15 protein-coding genes and 1 pseudogene are annotated in these 18,820 nt (G+C 64.5%); 4 read left to right on the plus strand and 12 right to left on the minus strand.

All coding sequences use genetic code 11. The features are described 5' to 3' along the window. Positions 1–101, minus strand: a pseudogene (locus LB519_RS28015) (DUF680 domain-containing protein); the annotation flags it as partial. Positions 102–567: 466 nt separating this feature from the next. On the opposite strand from LB519_RS28015, the gene LB519_RS28020 reads away from it, so the two are divergent. Together LB519_RS28020 and LB519_RS28025 are read left to right on the plus strand one after the other, a co-directional pair. Continuing rightward, a complete protein-coding gene (locus tag LB519_RS28020; protein WP_224621662.1) occupies positions 568–1,245 on the plus strand; it encodes a response regulator in 678 nt (225 codons plus the stop codon). A gap of 13 nt (positions 1,246–1,258) precedes the next feature. Further along, positions 1,259–2,611 carry a sensor histidine kinase gene (locus tag LB519_RS28025; protein ID WP_224621664.1) on the plus strand — a complete coding sequence of 451 codons (1,353 nt, stop codon included), beginning with the start codon at positions 1,259–1,261 and terminating at the stop codon, positions 2,609–2,611. A 28-nt stretch (positions 2,612–2,639) separates the two neighbouring features. Here the strand turns inward: LB519_RS28025 and LB519_RS28030 are convergent, their stop codons facing one another. From LB519_RS28030 to LB519_RS28070, 9 genes are all read right to left on the minus strand, one after another. Beyond that, the gene (locus tag LB519_RS28030; protein WP_013532454.1) at positions 2,640–3,518 is read right to left on the minus strand and encodes an ABC transporter permease; all 879 of its coding nucleotides are present in this window, start codon (positions 3,516–3,518) and stop codon (positions 2,640–2,642) included. A gap of 13 nt (positions 3,519–3,531) precedes the next feature. After that, complete coding sequence (locus tag LB519_RS28035; protein ID WP_013532455.1) at positions 3,532–4,386, minus strand: ABC transporter ATP-binding protein; 855 nt, start codon at positions 4,384–4,386, stop codon at positions 3,532–3,534. Positions 4,387–4,528: 142 nt separating this feature from the next. Further along, on the minus strand, positions 4,529–5,515 hold the full coding sequence (locus tag LB519_RS28040; RefSeq protein WP_263485018.1) for an ABC transporter substrate-binding protein: 987 nt from the start codon (positions 5,513–5,515) through the stop codon (positions 4,529–4,531). 202 nt (positions 5,516–5,717) lie between these two features. Continuing rightward, entirely contained in the window at positions 5,718–6,497 is a 780-nt protein-coding gene (dapB, locus tag LB519_RS28045) for a 4-hydroxy-tetrahydrodipicolinate reductase (RefSeq protein ID WP_224621665.1), read from the minus strand. Between the two features lie 17 nt (positions 6,498–6,514). Beyond that, a complete protein-coding gene (locus tag LB519_RS28050) occupies positions 6,515–8,608 on the minus strand; it encodes an ATP-dependent helicase (RefSeq protein WP_224621666.1) in 2,094 nt (697 codons plus the stop codon). Positions 8,609–8,705: 97 nt separating this feature from the next. Next, entirely contained in the window at positions 8,706–8,879 is a 174-nt protein-coding gene (locus LB519_RS28055; RefSeq protein WP_013532459.1) for a hypothetical protein, read from the minus strand. A gap of 393 nt (positions 8,880–9,272) precedes the next feature. Next, positions 9,273–10,439, minus strand: a complete 1,167-nt coding sequence (locus tag LB519_RS28060) for a M20 aminoacylase family protein (RefSeq protein WP_224621667.1) — start codon at positions 10,437–10,439, stop codon at positions 9,273–9,275. 33 nt (positions 10,440–10,472) lie between these two features. After that, positions 10,473–11,699 (minus strand): Zn-dependent hydrolase, encoded by a 1,227-nt coding sequence (locus LB519_RS28065; RefSeq protein ID WP_024504282.1) that lies wholly within the window; start codon positions 11,697–11,699, stop codon positions 10,473–10,475. After that, positions 11,696–12,904, minus strand: coding sequence for a diaminopropionate ammonia-lyase (locus tag LB519_RS28070; protein WP_224621668.1), 1,209 nt, complete (start codon positions 12,902–12,904; stop codon positions 11,696–11,698). Before LB519_RS28070 ends, LB519_RS28065 begins: the two co-directional genes overlap by 4 nt. A gap of 72 nt (positions 12,905–12,976) precedes the next feature. Between LB519_RS28070 and LB519_RS28075 the strand changes: the two genes are divergently transcribed. Continuing rightward, positions 12,977–13,486, plus strand: a complete 510-nt coding sequence (locus tag LB519_RS28075; protein WP_224621669.1) for an Lrp/AsnC family transcriptional regulator — start codon at positions 12,977–12,979, stop codon at positions 13,484–13,486. An 81-nt stretch (positions 13,487–13,567) separates the two neighbouring features. Next, a complete protein-coding gene (locus LB519_RS28080) occupies positions 13,568–14,710 on the plus strand; it encodes a flavin-containing monooxygenase (protein WP_224621670.1) in 1,143 nt (380 codons plus the stop codon). A gap of 26 nt (positions 14,711–14,736) precedes the next feature. On the opposite strand, the gene LB519_RS28085 is transcribed toward LB519_RS28080, so the two are convergent. After that, positions 14,737–16,845 (minus strand): molybdopterin-dependent oxidoreductase, encoded by a 2,109-nt coding sequence (locus LB519_RS28085; RefSeq protein WP_224621671.1) that lies wholly within the window; start codon positions 16,843–16,845, stop codon positions 14,737–14,739. An 82-nt stretch (positions 16,846–16,927) separates the two neighbouring features. After that, complete coding sequence (locus LB519_RS28090) at positions 16,928–18,805, minus strand: ABC-F family ATP-binding cassette domain-containing protein (protein WP_224621672.1); 1,878 nt, start codon at positions 18,803–18,805, stop codon at positions 16,928–16,930. Between the last annotated feature and the right edge of the window lie 15 nt (positions 18,806–18,820).

Consider the following 18,820-nt stretch of genomic DNA (forward strand, 5'->3'; position numbering starts at 1 on the left):
GCAGGCTGATTGGCGTTGGCCGAGCCATAATTGTCGCTGCCGGCAAAAGCAGTGCCCGTGGCAACGAGGATGGCGGCGGCGGTAAGAGCGATCTTGGTCATTTTAATTACTCCAGTATTTGTCATGTCCGTCTAGTGGCGTGCCCTTGGGAGGAATTTCGCGTCGCTCGGACCACCCCGAGATGGGCTCGCCCTGCCGCGGATTCCAATCACGAAGATGTTCCCCCGCAGCTCGAATCCAGGCCTTGAAATTTGACACAGGGTCTCGGTGGTCATAATTTAACTGTTTGAAATCAGATAGTTAATCGATAACGCCCATCACCAGGCGCGACCGCTCGCCAGGCCGGCGTTCACCATCTGCTACACAGTGCGTCAACAGAAATCGAACTGAACGGTTCGGTTTGAAACGATTGCGCCACCATCTGAACTTCTGGATCTCCTCCATTTGCCTTGCGGTTGGATCGAGATTATCGCTTGTGCACGATCATCAATCGGGCGCGACTTGGCGGCGCCAGTTGAAGAAGTGGGCGGAAATCCGGGTGACCTGCACCCCAGGACAGCGATAGAAATGCGGTTGCTGCTTGTAGAAGACAATCGCGAGCTGGCGGATTGGCTGGGCAAGACCCTGCGTCAGGCGAACTATGTCGTCGACATCGTCCATGATGGCGAGGATGTCGAACACGCGCTCGCCGCCGGTGGCCACGCGCTTGTCATCCTCGACCTTGCGCTGCCGCGCATGAGCGGGCTGGAGGTGCTGCGAATGTTGCGGACGCGCGGCAACCGGGTGCCGGTGATCGTGCTGACCGCAAACGCCAGTCTCGACGGCCGGGTCAAGGGCCTCAATGAGGGCGCCGACGACTATCTGGCCAAGCCCTTCCAGATCGAAGAGCTCGAAGCACGAATCCGCGCGCAATTGCGCCGTGCCAATGACCGCACCGCGCCGGTCGTTGCCTGCGGTGATCTCGTCTTCGACACCAACACGCGGCTGTTTTCGCTTGCCGGCGAGGCGCTGGCGCTGACACCGCGCGAGCATGCCGTGCTTGAGCAATTGATGGTCAAGGCCGGACGCACGGTGAGCAAGGCGGCATTGTCGGCCGCGATCTACGATTTCGAGACCGACGCCGATCCCAGCGCCATCGAGATCTACGTGCACCGCGTGCGCAAGAAGCTCGAAGGGTCGCGGGTCCAGATCGCCACACTGCGTGGTCTCGGCTACCTCTTGCGCCAAGACGATTTGGCGCCGTGACGATCCTGGCGCCATGAGGATCAACAGCCTCCGCCTGCAATTGCTGGCATGGGTGGTGCTGCCGCTTGCCGGGCTCGCGACCATCAACCTGTGGACCAGCCAGCGCAACGCACTGGCGACCGCGGACCTGGTCACCGACCGGATGCTCGTCGGATCGGCGCGGGCGATTGCCGAGCAGGTCGCCATGGTCGACGGCGTGCTCGATGCCACGGTGCCCCCGGCGGCGATCGAGATGTTCGACACCGGCGACCGCGACAGCGTCTACTATCGCGTCGAGACAGCCGGCGGGCGGCTGCTGACCGGATATCCCGACCTGCCCGAAGCGCCGCAGCATGCCAGTGTCGAGGCCGCCTACCGCGATCACCAGCTGCGGCTCCTGACCCTTGGCCATGCGGTGATCGGCGCTGGCAACGACTCGCCAATATCAGTCACCGTGGGCGTCACCCTTGCCGGCCATGACGCCATGGTCAAACAGCTTTGGTTCAGCGCCTTTGCCCAGCAACTGGCGCTGGTGGCGATTGCCGGCGTGTTCGTGCTGCTCGGCTTGCGTCGCGGCCTGGCGCCGTTGATCCGGCTGCGCGATGCGGTACGCTCGCCAAACCGCAGCGACCTTGACCCCGTCGAAGTGCCCGGTGTGCAAAGCGAGATCCGCCCGCTGATCGACGCCCTCAACGCCTACATGGAGCGCGTGCGGGCGCAGATGGCGGCGCAACGCCGCTTCATCGCCAATGCGGCGCACCAGCTGCGCACGCCCCTGGCGCTGCTGTCGACACAGGCAAGCTATGCGCTTCGCGAAAGTGCCGCCGATGCCCGCCAGGAGGCGCTGGTGGCGCTGCAGGCGAGTTCCGGCAAACTGGCGCGGCTGGCCGAACAGCTCTTGACCCTGTCACGCGCCGAGCCAGGCAGCCGGCGGCCGCGCGCCGACCGCATTGACCTGGCGGAAGCCGCCCGGCACGTGCTGGAAACCCTGGCGCCAACGGCCATCGATCGCAAAATAGATCTCGGCCTCGAGGAGGCTGGCCCCGTTCCGGTCATCGGCGACGGCACCATGCTGCGCGAGATGATCGTCAACCTCGTCGACAACGCGCTGCGCTACTCCCGGGCTGAGGGCAGTGTCACGGTGAAGCTGGCGGCCATCGACGGCGAAGCCGTGCTGACGGTCGCCGACGACGGGCCTGGCATTCCGGCGGACGAGCGAGACCATGTCTTCGAGCGCTTCTACCGTATTGCCGGTTCGACCGAGGAAGGCAGCGGGCTGGGACTCGCCATTGTACGCGAGGTCGTCGAAAATGCCGGCGGCCGCGTCACCCTTGGGGATGGCGCGGCCGGCGGTCTGTTGGTTGAGGTCAGGCTGCCGCTGGCCTGACCGGTCAGGCTGCCCCTGGTCTGACCGATCACGTTCCCTGCTCGTTGAACGGCGCCGGCCGCCACTTCACGACATAGTTCTCGAAGCGGGTGATGATGAACTCCACCACCAGCGCCATGACAGCCAGGATGATCATCGCGGCGAACACGCCATTGGCGTTGAAGGCGCCCTGCGCGGTCGAGATCAGCAGGCCCATGCCTTGCTTGGCGCCGAGGAACTCGCCGACCACCGCGCCGACCAGCGCGAAGCCGAAGCTGACATGCAGGCTGGCGAGTATCCAGCTCATCGCCGAAGGAATGATGACGGTGCGGGTGATCTGGAATGGCGAGGCGCCAAGGATCTGGGCATTGGCGATCATTGCCCTGTCGGCCTCGCGCACACCCTGGAAGGCGTTGGCGAAAACAACGAAGAACACCATCACCACGGCAAGCGCCACCTTGGACGCCATGCCGAGGCCGAGCGCGATGATGAACACCGAGCCGAGCACGACGCGCGGCACCGAATTGGCGATCTTGATGTAGATCGAAAAGACATCCGCCAACAGCCGATTGCGGCCGAGGATGATGCCGGCGGCGATGCCGCCAAGGGCACCGATGACAAAGCCGAGGAAGGTTTCCTCCAGCGTCACGTAGATCTGCAGCCAGAGTGGGCCTTGCGAGGTGCCTTCGGTGATCCACGACCAGATCTGCTGCCAGATGCCAGAAGGGCTGGCGAAGAAGAACGGGTCGATGATGTTGTAGTCGGCGCCGAGTTCCCACAGGCCAAGGAAGACGACCAGGATCGCCAGGCGCAAGGAGATGACAAGCGCGTGGCGGCGGCGCAGCCTTGCCCTCGCCCGGGCTTCGGCAACGGCGATGGAAGCATCGCGGACGGCGGCCTGGTTGGCGGTCGGAGAGATTGCGGTCATGCTGTTTCTCCTTTCAATGTCCGGTCTGCAAGGTCCGGCTCTGGCCGAGCTGCACTTCCTCGCGCAGATCGTTCCAGATCACCTTGGCGATCTCGACGAAGTTCGGGTCGTAGCGGATGTCGGCCATGACGCGCGGGCGCGGCAGGTCGATGCGGTAGACGCTCTTGACCGTGCCCGGCCCAGCGGTGAGCACATAGACCTTGTCGGCCAGCGCCACCGCCTCCTCTAGGTCGTGGGTGACGAAGACAACCGAGGATTTCTGCTCCGACCACAGATCCAGCAATTCGTCCTGCATGGCGGTGCGCGTCTGCATGTCGAGCGCGCTGAACGGCTCGTCCATCAAAAGGATCTTGGGCTGGTTGATGAAGGTCTGCGCCAGCGCGACGCGCTTGCGCATGCCGCCCGAAAGCTGGTGCGGATAGTGCTTCTCGAAGCGGCCGAGGCCGACGCGGGCGATCCAGTCGCGGGCGCGGTCGTAGGCCTGCGCCTTTGGCGTGCCGCGATAAAGTGGACCGGCGGCGACATTGTCGATGACACTGCGCCAGGGAAACAGCGCATCCGCCTGAAAGACAAAGCCGATGTCCCGGCTGATATCGGTGACCGGCGTGCCCATGACGCGGACATTGCCGGTCGTCGGCCGCAACAGGCCGGTGACCAGGTTGAGCGTCGTCGACTTGCCGCAGCCGGTCGGCCCGACGACGCAGGCGAACTCGCCGCGCGCCACGGTCATCGTGAAATCGCGGATCGCCGTCATCATGTGCCCGTCGGGCGTGACGAAACGCAAGGTCACATCATCGATGGCGATCGCGGCGTCGGCTTGTGGCGCGGCCTGAGACAGCTTCTCGGCCGCCATGGGTTGCACTTGCATGGCGCACTCCTGTCGCAATGGGGCAAGGGAGCCCGCGGCAGTGCCACGGATCTCCAGGTGTTCGGGAGGCCGCGCCGCTGCCTTCTTGATTCAAGCAGCCGGCGCAAGCCCTTGTTATTCAACGAGTGGTAGGCTGGCGCCGCTATTTGGCGGCGTCGACGAATTCGGTCGTGTAGGTCTTCGACAGGTCGATCTGCTTGCCTTGCAGGCTCTTCGAGAATGTCGAGAGAACCTCGAGCACGGTCGGCGGACCATCGGCCGGCATGCGGCCATCCGGCGTGAACATCGCCTTGCCGCCGGCCAGCCCCTGCACGTAAAGGTCCCGGTTGCCGGCATAATAATCCTTCGGCATCTTGTCGGCGATCTCTTCGGCCGAATGCGTGGCGATGAATTTCATCGTCTTGACGAAGGCATTGGCGAGCTTCTGTGCCTCATCCTTGTGGCCTTCCAGCCAGGAGGACTGGACATAGAAGGACGCCGCCGGATAGTCGCCGCCCAGCGCTTCCTTGGTCTTTTCGGGCGTGCGCATGTCGACCAGGATGCTTGCCTCGCCAGTCTTGAGCAGTTTGGCGATGGTCGGCTCGGTGGTCATGCCGGCCTGGATCTGGTCCTGCTTGACGGCGGCGATGAAGGTGTTGCCGGCGCCGACCGGCAGCAGCGTGTAGTCGCCGGGCTTCAGGCCGCTGCGCACGGCAAGATACTGGGTCAGGAAATCGGTCGAGGAGCCGAGACCGGTGACGCCGAGCGTGGCGCCCTTGAAATCGGCGGGCGACTTGATCTCCGGGTGCTTGGCGGAGACCAGCTCGACCTCACCGGGCGCTTGGCTGAACTGGACGATCGACTGGATGTATTTGCCCTTCGACTGCAGGTCGACGGTGTGATCGTAGAAGCCGACAACGCCTTGGACGGCACCGGCCAGCAGTTCATTTTCGGCCTCGACCCCGGCGCGCGAGTTGAGCAGTTCGACATCGAGCCCCTGGTCCTTGAAGTAGCCGAGCTGCTGGGTGAGCACGGCAGGCAGATAGATCTGCTTTTCCATGCCGCCGACGATGATGGTGATTTTGTCGGCAGCCGAAGCCACCGTGGCGCTTGTGGCTGCAATAGCAAGGGTTAGCGCCGCTGTGCGCAGGGCGCACTTCGAGATGAAACCGGTCACGAAACTTCCTCCACTTGGGCGGCGCGCCATCCGGCTGCGCCGCATTCCTCCTTACCGGCCGCTCCCGCACCGGTCACACGGCGAACGCCGCAATGACTTCATGGCACGCCCAAGCTTTCAGCTGGCTTTCAGTCGTTTTAGCGGCCGTTGAAATGGAATCCGTTGTGGCTGCCGGTCACGGAGCGCCGAAACCGAGAACGTCGCGCATGTCGTATTCGCCGGGTTGGCGCCCCGCCACCCAGAGCGCGGCGGCAATAGCACCACGGGCGAACATGATGCGGTCGCCGGCCGCATGCGACAGGGTTACAAGTTCGCCCTCGGCGCAGAAGCTGACGCTGTGCTCTCCGACGATGCTGCCGCCACGCACCACCGCGAAGCCGATCTCACCGGGAGGCCGCGCGCCAATGGCGCCATCGCGTGCACGCCTTGCGACCGTCTCCAGATCGATGCCGCGTCCGCCGGCTGCGGCATGCCCCAGCATCAACGCCGTTCCCGATGGCGCATCGACCTTGTGGCGATGATGCGCCTCGACAATCTCCACGTCCCAGTCATCGGGGTCGAGTGCCCGCGCCGCCTGCTCGACCAGTCCGATCAGCATGTTGAGCCCGAGTGAAAAGCTGCCGGAGCGCACGATGGCAATTGTTTTCGCGGCGTCGGAGATCGCAGCCAATTCAGAAGCATCGAAGCCCGTAGAGCCTATGACCAGGGCCGGCCCGCCGCGCTCGGCGCAAATCCTGGCCAGGTCGACCGAGGCAGCCGGCGTCGTGAAGTCGATGACCACATCGGCCATGGCAAGCGCCTCCTCGCGGCTGACCAGCCCATCGCCGACAGCGCCGGGCCGATGGAACCGCGCAGCGAGCGCCAGCCGCGCGTCGCCCTGCACGGCGTCCGCCATCTGACGGCCCATGCGGCCCAGCGCACCCGCGAGGGCTATCCTGACCGGTGGTTTCGACATGGAGCGCTATCCCGCGGCTATTTCCACATGCCGCGCATGCGCGCGCCGATGTCGACGCGCACCTCCGGCCGGGCTGCCCTGCCCTGTGCTGCCTGTGCGCTCGGCCACGACACCTGCTGGAATGCGGCAAGGATCGAAGCCGGGATGAAACGGGTGCGCGAGGCATAGAGATGGCGGTCGCCGCGCGCCGCCTGGCCATGTGGAAAGAAACGCTGCGGCATGACCAGGTTGAGATTGTCCTTGGCCCGCGTCATTGCCACGTAGAGCAGCCGGCGCTCCTCCTCGATGTCCTCCTTGGTGCCGACGCCGAGATCGGCCGGGATGCAGCCATCGACGGTGTTGAGCACGAAGACATTTTTCCACTCCTGGCCCTTGGCCGAGTGGATGGTCGACAGGATCAGATAATCCTCGTCGCGATGCGGCGGCCCAGCCTGGTCGCTGGTGGCGTCCGGCGGATCGAGCGTCAGTTCGGTCAGGAAGCGCTCGCGCGAGGCATAGCCCGAGCCGATCTGCTCAAGTTGCAACAGGTCGGCCCGGCGCGTCGTCGCGTCCTCGTGTATGCGTTCCAGATGCGGCTCGTACCACAGCCTGATCTGTTCGAGGTCGGCCGGCCATTTGGCGCCGGCGCGCAGGCCGGAATAGAGCGAGACGAAGCCAGGCCAGTCATCGGCAGCGCGTTGCGGCGGACGCCAGCCGGCCAGCCCCATGGCCTCGTCCAGCGCCGTCGTCATGGTCTCGACGATCTGCGCGGCGGCCGAAGGGCCGATGCCAGGCAAGAGTTGCAATACGCGAAAACCGGCGACACGGTCGCGCGGATTTTCGGCAAAGCGCAGCACCGCCAGCACATCCTTGACGTGAGCGGCATCGAGAAACTTCAGGCCGCCGAATTTGACGAAGGGAATGTTGCGCCGCGTCAGTTCGATCTCCAGCGGCCCGCTGTGATGCGAGGCGCGAAACAGCACCGCCTGGGATTTCAGCGCTGTGCCCGCCTCGCGCTCGGCCAGGATGGTGTCGCAGACGAAATTGGCCTGCTCGACTTCGTCGCGCACGGTCACCAGTTTTGGCCTGTCGCTGGATTTGCGCTCCGACCACAGGTTTTTGGTGAAGCGCTCCGAGGCTTCGCCGATCACCGCATTGGCGGCAGCAAGGATGGTCTCGGTCGAGCGGTAATTGCGCTCCAGCATCACCACGTCGGCGGCCTGCGCAAACTGATTGGGGAAGTCGAGGATGTTGCGAACCTCGGCGGCGCGGAACGAATAGATCGATTGCGCATCGTCGCCCACCACCGTCAGCCCGGCGCCGTCGGGTTTCAGCGCCATGAGGATCGAAGCCTGCAGGCGATTTGTGTCCTGGTATTCGTCGACCAGCACATGGTCGAAACGCCCGCCCAGATGCGCTGCTATCTCGGGCTCCGCCGCCATCTGCGCCCAGTAGAGCAGCAAATCGTCGTAATCGAGCACGTTTTGCGCCTGCTTGGCCTCGACATAACCGGCGAACAATTCTTTCAGCTGCTCCGCCCAGCCGGCGCACCAGGGAAAGGCGGAACCCAACACCTCGTTGAGCGGCGCCTGCGCGTTGACGGCGCGCGAATAGATGGCAAGGCAAGTGCCCTTGGTGGGGAAGCGCGCTTCCGTCTTCGAGAAGCCGAGCTCGTGGCGGACCAGATTCATCAGGTCGGCGGAATCCTCGCGATCATGGATGGTGAAGGCCGGGTCGAGACCGATCTCCAGCGCATAGTCGCGCAACAGCCGCGCGCCGATGCCGTGAAAGGTGCCGGCCCAGGTCAGCGCATCGGTGATGACGGCTGCATCGCGGCCGAGCACCTCGCCGGCAATACGCTCGACGCGCCTGGCCATTTCGTATGCGGCGCGGCGCGAAAACGTCATCAGCAGGATGCGGCGCGGGTCGGCGCCCTTGACGATCAGATGAGCGACGCGATGCGCCAGCGTGTTGGTCTTGCCAGATCCGGCGCCGGCAATGACCAGCAACGGGCCGGCAATCTGACCGGCGCCGTGCTCGACGGCCTGGCGCTGGGCATCGTTCAGCCGCGCGAGATAGGCAGGCTGGACGGTCGGTTCCCGAAAGGTCGAATCAGCGGTGGCGAGGTTCATCGCCCATCAAGCATCGTTTCTGCTTTGTTCGCAACATCAATGCGGGCACACCTAACCCATGCAGGACTGGGGCCGGTCTGAAGAGAAGGGATCGCGGCTAGCGTTGCGGATCGACACCCATGTCGGCCGACTGCCGTCGCAAGGTCTCGCGATCGGGTTGCGACGGCGGCAACAGCAGCGGGTCGACCGTATCGGGCACGTTTTCGACCATCTTCCTGGCGATGCGATAAGTGACATAGGCGAAGGCGCCGGCGACGAGCAGACGGAACATGGTGCAACACTCCTTTGGAGCAGAACCAACCGTAGAAACAGCCTTTGGTTCCCTTGCCAATCGTCCACGCGCGCAGTCGAAGATAGAGGGCGGTTTCGCCGGCGCTCCCGATGCATTCTCGAGGCACCGCAAGCGGAACTTGGCCTTTGCGAGGTTCGCGTGCTGCCGCAACCCGCTGTGGCGTCCCGGACGAACTTTTGGAGAAGAAGGCCGGCGCCGCTTGGGAGGAGTGAAGCGCCGGCCAAGCGGATAATTAGGTCCGCCGCACAGGTAAGGCTAGCTGAGTCTTTCCCCTGCGTCATCGGAACATTGTTTTTGTTAACAGCGTATCTGCCCGCGACTCTACCCATATCCGGCTCGCGATACGCATGTTTGACAATCGTGACGCCGCGATCATCTCCCGGCCGCGAGCCTTTGCCTGACCAGCGCGACATGGAAATTCGTGCCGAACAACAGCCCCTCATCGTCGAAGTCGTAGCTGGAATTGTGCAGCGGCGCCGAGCCCTCGCCATTGCCGAGGAAGGCGAAGCAGCCCGGCACATGGTCGAGGAAGCGGGCGAAATCCTCGGAGGCGGTCATCGGCTCGCGGGCGACGGCGATGTTGCCGGGTTCGAAGACGCCTCTGGCGGCGGCGAATGCGGCATCGACCAGTTCGGCATCGTTGCGCAGCGGCACAAACTCCCTGCTGTACTTGACCTCGGCGGTGACATTATAGGCGGCAGCGATGCCCTCGGCGAGAATGCGCATCTGCCGCTCGATCTCGGCGCTGACCTCGGGACGGAAGCTGCGCGCATCGCCGAGGATGCGGGCAAGACCGGGCAGAGCGTTGCGGGTGCCGTCGGTGATCAGCTCGGTCACCGAAACCACGGATATGTCGGCCGGACTCAGTCGGCGCGAGACGATGGTCTGCAGATTGGTGACCAGCGCGCAGGCCGCGACCAGCGTCTCGTTGCCCGCATGCGGCCGCGCGGCATGGCCGCCGAGCCCCTTGAGCACGATCTCGAAGTTGTCCTCGGCCGACATTATGGGTCCGGCACGGGTCTCGAAATGCCCGATCGGCAGGCCGGGCATATTGTGCAGGCCAAATATCTCGTCGAAGGGAAAGCGCTGCATCAGCCCATCGTCGAGCATGGCGAGCGCGCCCCTGCCCCATTCCTCGGCCGGCTGGAAGACGAAGCGCACGGTGCCGTCGAAACCGCCCTCACCGGCCAGCAGCTTTGCCGCGCCGAGCAGCATGGTGGTGTGGCCGTCATGGCCGCAGGCATGCATGATGCCGGGATTGCCGGACCGGTAAGATGCGTCCGATTGTTCTGATATGCGCAGCGCATCCATGTCGGCCCTCAGCGCAATCGCCCGGTTGCCGCTGCCGCGCTTCAGCGTGCCGACGACACCGGTGCCGCCGACGCCTTCGGTGACATCGTCCAACCCAAATTCGCGCAGTTTGGCGGCGACGAAGGCGGCGGTGCGCGTCTCCTCGAAGCCGAATTCCGGGTGTGCATGCAGATCGCGCCGCCAGAAAATCATCTCCTGCTTCAGCGCGTCGCGATCGAGTTCAGACATTCTTCTGCCCCTTCTGCTTCTGCCCCTTCTGACCTACTTTGCCAGTTGCGCGGCCACATCAAGCAGGATGTTGGCGCCGGCAACAAGCTCGGCGTCATCGGTGTGTTCGCGAGGACTGTGACTGATGCCGCCAACGCTCGGCACGAAGATCATCGCCGCAGGCGCGATACGCGCCAGCATCTGCGCATCGTGGCCGGCGCCTGATGTCATGCGCCTGACCCCGAGGCCACGGCGTTTCGCGGCGGCCTCGATTTGTTCGACGATGCGCAGGTCGAAGATCACCGGTTCGAAGCGGGCCAGTTGCTCGACCGAAACCGTCACGTTCTCAGCGGCGGCAAGCTGCTCGAGATAGGCGGCAAGCGCCGCTTCCGCCGCCTGCAGGCGCTGTTCGTCGGGATCGCGCAGATCGACGGTGAAGACCGCGCGCGAAGGGATGACATTGATGGCATTCGGCTCGAAGCGGATCGTGCCGACGGTGGCGACGGTCGGCGCGTTCGAGGCTTTGGTCCGGTCGAGCAGGAAGGTGATGACCCGGGCGGCGGCGTGGCCGGCATCGTTGCGCATCGACATCGGCGTGGTGCCGGCATGGTTGGCGACGCCGTCGATGGTGATGCGCTGCCAGGAGATGCCTTGCAGATTCTCCACCGCGCCGACCGGCAAGCCTTCGCGCTCCAGCACCGGCCCTTGCTCAATATGCAGTTCGAGATAGGCGTGCGGCGTGAGGAAGCCGGGCTCCCGGTCGCCGGCATAGCCGATGCGGGCAAGCTCCTGCCCGAGCACGCTGCCGTCGGTGCCGACGGCCGCCAGCACCGTTTCGGCATCGATGCCGCCGGCGTGGACCAGCGAGCCCATCATGTCGGGTGTGTAGCGTACGCCCTCCTCATTGGTGAAAGCGGCGACCGCGACCGGGCGCGACGGCGAAAAGCCCGTCGCCTTGAGCGTCTCGATCACTTCCAGCCCGGCAAGCACCCCGTAGCAGCCGTCATAAATGCCGGCATCGATGACGGTATCGATGTGCGAGCCGATGAGCAGCGGCGCTTGCCCGGTAATTTCCGGGTTTTGCCAGATGCCGAAAATGTTGCCGACCCGGTCGATGGCGACATCGAGCCCGGCCTGCCGAAGCCAGCCGACGAAGAGGTCGCGGCCCTGCCTGTCGGTGTCTGAGGCGGCCAGCCGGGTCAGCCTGCCCTCGCCATCCCGGCCAACAGCGCCGAGTTCGCGGATGCGGCCGAGCAGGCGCTGCGCATCGATGGCGATCATGCCGTTGCCTCGGCTGTCATCTTGCCTTCCAGCACATCGGCCGGGTTCATGCCAACCAGTTCGGCGTAGCGATGCGGGTCGGTGGCGCCTTCGGTGTTGATCACCAGCACCCGCGATTTGCCGTCGAGTTCAAGATCGGCCCGGTTGTCGGCCACCGCCCGGATCAGCCCGGCAAGGCCGACACCACCGCTTTCGCCGGCGACGATCACCGGGTCACCGCCGGCCGGCCAGGCCAGCCGCCGCATCACCGCGATGGCCTCGTCCTCATCCACCGTCATGAAGGCGTCGGCGGCCCGCGCCAGCACCCGCCAGGCGACCGGCGAGGCTTCGTAACATTCAAGCATGGCCATCACCGTCGGCTGGCCGTGCGCGACCTTGACCGGGCGCCCGACCTGGGCGGCTGCGAGAACACAAGCGGCACGCGCCGGCTCGACCACGATGAAGGTCGGCCTGGCGTCACCGAGCACGATGGCCAGATGACCGGCCAGCGCGGCGGCAATGCCGCCGACACCGGCCTGCACGAAGACGTGGGTCGGCGTCCGAGGGAGTTGGCGCAAGGCTTCGCGTACGATCGCGGTATAGCCCTGCATGACCAGGCCGGGAATGCGCTCATAGCCCGGCCACGAGGTGTCGGAGACCACGGTCCAGTCCTTGTCGGCCGAAACCTGGGCAGCTTGCCTGACCGAATCGTCATAATTGCCGTGGACGCGGATCATCTCGGCGCCATAGCGGGCGATCGCCGCGATGCGCTCCTCGCTGACCCCGGCGTGGACGAAGACCGCCGCCCGCGCGCCGACGAGTTGCACGCCTTGCGCGACGGAGCGGCCATGATTGCCGTCGGTCGCACAGGCAAATGTCATCGCCGCGGCGACCGCCCGCACGTCAGCCTGATCGAGATCGGCCATGTCGACGGGCCGGCCAAGGCGACTGCCGGCCTCCTCCAGCACCAGGCGGAAGACGGCATAGGCGCCGCCAAGCGCCTTGAAGCTGCCGAGGCCGAGGCGAAAGCCTTCATCCTTGATATGGATGGCGCTCAGTCCGAATTCGCTGGCGAGCGCCGGCAGTGCATGCAGCGGCGTCATCCGGTGATTGTCGCGGTGGCTGAGAAAACGCTCGACTGTGTCGGCTCCGGCCACGCCAAGGGTTTCGGCATCGATCGGATCGAGCGGCCGGCGGTGCGATGCGTTGCGGTTGAGCAGGAACATTGGCCGGTCCCGTTGGTCAGCGAGAACATATTGCAGGAGCGACGCAAAGAGCGCTGTAATATGGTCTCTTAAATGCAAGTTTGTTTCGTCCGGGATATTCCATTGCCTGCATTGCCGTCCTCGCTCGATAGTTTCGATCTCGCCATCCTTGCCATCCTGCAGCGCGACAACACGACGCCGCAGCGGTTGATCGGCGAGGCGGTGAACCTGTCGGCGCCGGCGGTGCAGCGCCGCATCAAGCGCATGGAGCAGACCGGCGTTATTGCCGGCAATGTCGCTGTCGTCGAGCCGGCAGCGGTCGGCCAACCCATCACCATCTTCGTCGAGGTGGAACTCGAGAGCGAACGCGCCGAACTGATCGACGCGGCCAAGCGGCAGTTCTCGGCGACCCCCGAGGTCCAGCAATGCTATTACGTCACCGGCGAGGCCGACTTCATCCTGGTCATCACAGTGGCCGACATGGGCGCCTATGAGGCGCTGACGCGAAAACTGTTCTTCGACAGCAACAATGTCCGCAAATTCCGCACGTTCGTTGCCATGGACCGGGTCAAGGTAGGGTTGACGGTGCCTTTGCCTGTCTAAATATTTGTCGCGCGGCAGGCCTTTACTTTCCCACCATGTTTTTGACATTCTCGGGCTGTGAATTCTGCCGCGGAGGCGCGCTTGGACGACACCACCCCAGTTGCGATCATCGGTGCCGGGCCGGCGGGCCTGGCCATTGCCGCGTGCCTGCGGCAGAGCGGGCAGGATTTCGTCCTGCTGGAAAAGGAGCAGCAGGCCGCACCCGCCTGGCGACGCCACTATGAGCGCGTCCACTTGCACACGGCCAAGCGCTTTTCCTCGCTGCCCTTCGCGCCCTTTCCCAGGGACTATCCGCGTTATGTGCCGCGCGATCTCTTCGTCGACTATCTCGATGCCTATGCGCAACGTTTCGATCTGCGGCCGCGATTTGGAGAAACAGTGCGGGCGATCACCCGGCGGGGCAGAAGCTGGCTCGTGGATACGACGACCGGTCCCTTACATGCTTCAAACGTTGTGATTGCATCTGGCAACAACGCAGAGCCGCTGATGCCCGGATTTGCCGGCGCCGATGCCTTCAAGGGCCAAAAGCTGCATAGCGCCGACTATCGCAACGCAGTGCCTTTCGCTGGCCGGCCGGTACTGATCGTCGGCATGGGCAATACCGGCGCCGAGATTGCGCTCGATCTGGTGGAAGGCGGTGCGCGGCCGACGATTTCGGTGCGCGGCGGCGTTCATATCGTACCGCGCGAACTGCTTGGCGTGCCCATCCAGATGATCGGCATGGCGGCGCGCCTGATGCCGCAGCGCATCAACGACGCCTTGTTTCCCATCATCCTCGATCTGGCGTTGGGCAGGCTGGGGAAATACGGGCTCAGGCGGCCGCAGCAAGGAATGCTGCAGCAGATCGCGCTCTCGTCGCGCATTCCGACGATCGATATCGGCACGGTGCGCAAGATCCGCGAAGGTGCGATCAAGATCGTACCCGACATTGCCGAGATCACCGAACAGGGCGCCCGTTTTGCCGATGGCAAGCATGGCGAGTTCGATGCGATCATCTTCGCCACCGGCTTCCGGCCCGGCTACGCCAAATTGCTGGAGCCCGGCGTTCAGCCAGAGCGCAGCGGCGTCAATGCGAGGGCTTCAGAGCTTGGCCTCTATCTCATCGGCTTTCACAATCCGGTCACCGGATTGCTGCGCGAAATCTCGATCGAGGCCGAGCAGATCGCCGACGACATCAGTTTTAGGCGAAACCGAAAGAAGGTGGCCGAAGCCCTGCCGGTATAATTTGACGCGAGAGCAACTGAGTTCTCTCACCTTGCCGCGCGCAGCCAGACCTTGTTGTCGTGGAAGGCAGCACCCCCATAGGGTGCAGGCGCGTCGGCGCCGGTCAAAACGTTGATGCCCTCGCCGCGCTCATGGGCGCTGTTTGGCCAGATGCCTTCGGCGATCACCACGCCACGCTTGATGCCGTCGAACAATTTTGCATGCAGCACGACTTCGCCGCGCTGGTTGCCGACCTCGACACGGTCGCCATCGGCCAGCCCAAGTGCCGCGGCATCGTCGGGATGTAGAAGCAGTTCCGGGCGGCCCTCCCTGGCTTTCGACACCGGTGTTTCCGAGAATGTCGAATTGAGGAAGTTGCGCGCCGGCGACGTCGTCAGCCGGAACGGGTGGGCTTCGTCGGCGACCTCGATCAGGTCGACATGGTCGGGGAATTCCGGCAGCCGCGCCACCGGGCCGAACAGGCCCATGCTTTTGGGCGGCCGGTTGGGCGCCGCCTGCCCGGTCCAGTCGGCGCGGAAGCGGAATTTTCCATCCGCATGGCCAAATCCGCTGATGAAGTGTGCTGCCTCGAAATCCGGCTGCAGGTCGACCCACTTGTCTTGCTTCAAGCTTTCGAAACTGCCCAGCCCGCGCTTGCCCAGGATGATGTCGATATGCTGCTGCTCGGTCAGGCCGAAACCCGGACGGTCGGCGACACCGAGGCGATCAGCCAATTGCTCGATGACGAAATGGTTGGTGCGCGGTCCCTCCGGCGGCTCGATCAGCTTGGGGCCAAGCGTGATGTGCTGGTTGCCGCCGCCCTTGTAGACATCGTCGTGCTCGAGGAACATCGTGGCCGGCAATACGACGTCGGCAAGCTTGGCCGTGTCGGTCATGAACTGCTCGTGCACGCAGGTAAACAGGTCGTCGCGCAGGAAGCCTTGCGTCACCAGCCGCTGCTCCGGCGCGACATTCACCGGATTGGTGTTCTGGATCAGCATCGCCGTCACCGGCGGGCCACCATAGAGCGCATCGCTGGCTCCGGTCAGCACCGGGCCGATGCGCGAATGGTCGAGATAGCGGATCGAGGGATCGCGCATCTTGGTGCCTTCGAGCACATCCTGGTTGAGCTTGAAGATGCCGGAATTGGAATGGAAGGCGCCGCCGCCCTCATATTGCCAGCTGCCGGTGACAGCCGCGATGCACGAGGCGGCATGCATGTTGACGGCGCCATTGCGCTGGCGTGCAAAACCATAGCCGAGGCGGAAATAGGTCTTCTTGGTCGTGCCGACGAGGCGGGCGAAGGCCTCGATCTCGGCGACCGTCAAGCCGGTGATCCCGGCCGCCCACGCCGGCGTGCGCGTCTCGAGATGGGCTTCCAGCCCTCTCGGGTCGTCGGTGTATTTCGAGAGATAGGCGCGGTCGGCCATGCCCACCTTGAACAGCACATGCATGACCGCGCAGGCCAGCGCGCCGTCGGTGCCCGGCTTCAGCACCAGGCCGAGATCGGCCTGCTTCATCGTCGCGTTTTCGTAGACGTCGATGACGACGATCTTGGCGCCGCGCTCCTTCCGCGCCTTGATGGCGTGGGTCATGACGTTGACTTGGGTCACCACCGCATTGGTGCCCCAGATCACCACGCAATCGGATTTCGCCATCTCGCGCGGGTCCGGCCCGCGCAAGGCGCCGGCCCCCATCATCCAGCCCGTCCAGGCGAGATTGGTGCAGATTGACCCGAAGAAGCCGGAATACTTTTTCGCGTGGCGCAGCCGGTCGATGCCGTCGCGCTGCACCAGCCCCATCGTGCCGGCATAGTAGTAGGGCCAGATCGTCTCCGAGCCGTACCTCTCCTCGGCCGCAATGAACTTTTCGGCGACGAGGTCGAGCGCGGCCTCCCAACTCGCTTCCTTCCAGGCGCCGTCGCCCTTAGCGCCGGCGCGGATCAGCGGCTTCAGCAAACGGTCGGGATGGTGGACGCGGTCGGCATAACGCGCAACCTTGGCGCAGACGACGCCGGCGGTGTAGCTGTTGGACTTGGCGCCATGGACGCGGCCGATCCGATTGCCGTCGAGCAGTTCGACCTCGAGCGCACAGGTCGACGGGCAATCATGCGGACAGGCGGAATGGCCGATTCTGAGCTTGGCGTGCTGGTTCATGCGGCAAGACTAGCGGGTTTCAAAGGGCGCGTGTAGGGCCAGATGATTAGCCAATCTCCCCACTTGTGGGGAGATTGCGTAATCACTCCGCCGTGCCTTCCTCATACTCTGCCGACATGGACAGCCACTTTTCCTCGTGGCCGGCCAGCGTCTGGGCCAGTTGCGAGCGCTCCTTGGCCAGCCGGGTCGCCGTCGAGGGATCCTTTTCGTACACCGCCGGATTGGACAGTTCGTCCTCGATGCCGTCGATGCGCTTGCGGATGCGGTCCATCAGCGCTTCGGTGGCGCGGATTTCCTTGGCCAGCGGCTCGAAGGCGGCGCGGCGTGCCGCCGCATCGCGACGGCGGTCGGCCTTTGATGCCTTTTCCGCCTCGCGCTTGCCGCGGCGGTCGCCGGACACGCCGGTGACCAGCGTCTTGTAGTCTTCCAGATCGCCGTCATAGGGGTTGACCGCGCCGTCCTTGACCAGCCACAGCCGGTCGGCGGTTGCCTCGAGCAGATGGCGATCATGCGAGATCAGGATGACGGCGCCAGGGAATTCGTTCAACGCATGGATCAGCGATTCGCGGCTGTCGATGTCGAGATGGTTGGTCGGTTCGTCGAGGATGAACAGGTTCGGCCCCTCGAAGGCCGACAGGCCCATCAACAGTCGTGCCTTCTCGCCGCCCGACAGATCCTTGGCGGCGGTGTTCATCTTCTCGGTGGTGAGGCCGAACTGGGCGACGCGGCCGCGTACCTTCGATTCCGGCGCCTCCGGCATCAACCGGCGGACATGCTCGTAGGCGTTTTCGTCCGGCCGCAGATCGTCGAGCTGATGCTGAGCGAAGATCGCCACCTTCAGCCCGGGCGCCACCGTCATGGTGCCGCTCTCCTGCTTCAACCGGCCGGACAGCAATTTGGCGAAGGTCGACTTGCCGTTGCCGTTGGCGCCGAGCAGCGCGATGCGGTCGTCGGCGTCGATGCGCAGCGTCATCTTCTTAAGGATCGGCTGCCCCTCGGTGTAGCCGACATTGACGTTGTTCAGCGCCACGATCGGCGAGGCCACCGTCTTCACCGGCTCGGGGAAGGAGAACGGCCGCACCGAATCGTTCACAAGGGCCGCGATCGGCTTCATTTTTTCCAGTGCCTTGATGCGCGACTGTGCCTGTCTCGCCTTGGAGGCCTTGGCGCGGAACCGTTCGATGAAGGATTCCATGTGCTTGCGCGCGGCTTCCTGCTTGACGCGGCCCTTCTCCTGCAATTCCTTCTGCTCGGTGTATTGACGCTCGAACTGGTCGTAGCCGCCGCGCCAGAAGGTCAGCTTCTTCTGGTCGAGGTGAACGATCGAGTTGACGGCGCGGTTGAGCAGGTCGCGGTCGTGCGAGATCAAAAGCACGGTGTGCGGATATTTCGACACGTAGTTTTCCAACCACAGCGTGCCTTCAAGATCGAGATAGTTGGTCGGCTCGTCGAGCAGCAGCAGATCGGGCTCGGCAAACAGCACCGCGGCGAGCGCCACGCGCATGCGCCAGCCGCCGGAAAAGGAGGAGGCCGGACGCCGTTGCGCAGCGTCATCGAAGCCGAGGCCGGCGAGAATGGTGGCGGCGCGGGATTCGGCTGAGTGCGCGTCGATGTCGGCCAGCCGCATATGGATGTCGGCGATGCGGTGCGGATCGGTCGCCGTCTTTTCCTCTTCGAGCAACGCCGTGCGTTCGAGATCGGCCTTGAGCACGATCTCGATCAGCGCATCCTCGGTGCCTGGCGCTTCCTGCGCCACCTGGCCGATGCGGGTGCTCTTCGGCAGGCTGATCGAGCCTGTCTCGGACGGGAAATCGCCGGTAATGGCCTTGAACAGCGTCGTCTTGCCGGTACCGTTGCGGCCGACGAGGCCGGCTTTGGTGCCGGCTGGCAAGGTCAGCGAGGCATGGTCGAGAAGCAGGCGTCCGGCCATGCGGAGCGATAGGTCGTTGATGATCAGCATGGCCGCGCTTTTGCA

Origin of the sequence: Mesorhizobium sp. AD1-1 (assembly GCF_020164655.1) — a bacterium.
GTDB classification, from domain to species: Bacteria; Pseudomonadota; Alphaproteobacteria; order Rhizobiales; family Rhizobiaceae; genus Mesorhizobium; species Mesorhizobium ciceri.

What these genes read in the sequence shown, in the direction of transcription:
- LB519_RS28020 (WP_224621662.1), top strand. Translation starts at nt 568, where the DNA reads ATGCGGTTGCTGCTTGTAGAAGACAATCGCGAGCTGGCGGATTGGCTG.
- LB519_RS28025 (WP_224621664.1), top strand. Translation starts at nt 1,259, where the DNA reads ATGAGGATCAACAGCCTCCGCCTGCAATTGCTGGCATGGGTGGTGCTG.
- LB519_RS28030 (WP_013532454.1), bottom strand. Translation starts at nt 3,518, where the DNA reads ATGACCGCAATCTCTCCGACCGCCAACCAGGCCGCCGTCCGCGATGCT.
- LB519_RS28035 (WP_013532455.1), bottom strand. Translation starts at nt 4,386, where the DNA reads ATGCAAGTGCAACCCATGGCGGCCGAGAAGCTGTCTCAGGCCGCGCCA.
- dapB (WP_224621665.1), bottom strand. Translation starts at nt 6,497, where the DNA reads ATGTCGAAACCACCGGTCAGGATAGCCCTCGCGGGTGCGCTGGGCCGC.
- LB519_RS28050 (WP_224621666.1), bottom strand. Translation starts at nt 8,608, where the DNA reads ATGAACCTCGCCACCGCTGATTCGACCTTTCGGGAACCGACCGTCCAG.
- LB519_RS28055 (WP_013532459.1), bottom strand. Translation starts at nt 8,879, where the DNA reads ATGTTCCGTCTGCTCGTCGCCGGCGCCTTCGCCTATGTCACTTATCGC.
- LB519_RS28060 (WP_224621667.1), bottom strand. Translation starts at nt 10,439, where the DNA reads ATGTCTGAACTCGATCGCGACGCGCTGAAGCAGGAGATGATTTTCTGG.
- LB519_RS28065 (WP_024504282.1), bottom strand. Translation starts at nt 11,699, where the DNA reads ATGATCGCCATCGATGCGCAGCGCCTGCTCGGCCGCATCCGCGAACTC.
- LB519_RS28070 (WP_224621668.1), bottom strand. Translation starts at nt 12,904, where the DNA reads ATGTTCCTGCTCAACCGCAACGCATCGCACCGCCGGCCGCTCGATCCG.
- LB519_RS28075 (WP_224621669.1), top strand. Translation starts at nt 12,977, where the DNA reads ATGCAAGTTTGTTTCGTCCGGGATATTCCATTGCCTGCATTGCCGTCC.
- LB519_RS28085 (WP_224621671.1), bottom strand. Translation starts at nt 16,845, where the DNA reads ATGAACCAGCACGCCAAGCTCAGAATCGGCCATTCCGCCTGTCCGCAT.
- LB519_RS28090 (WP_224621672.1), bottom strand. Translation starts at nt 18,805, where the DNA reads ATGCTGATCATCAACGACCTATCGCTCCGCATGGCCGGACGCCTGCTT.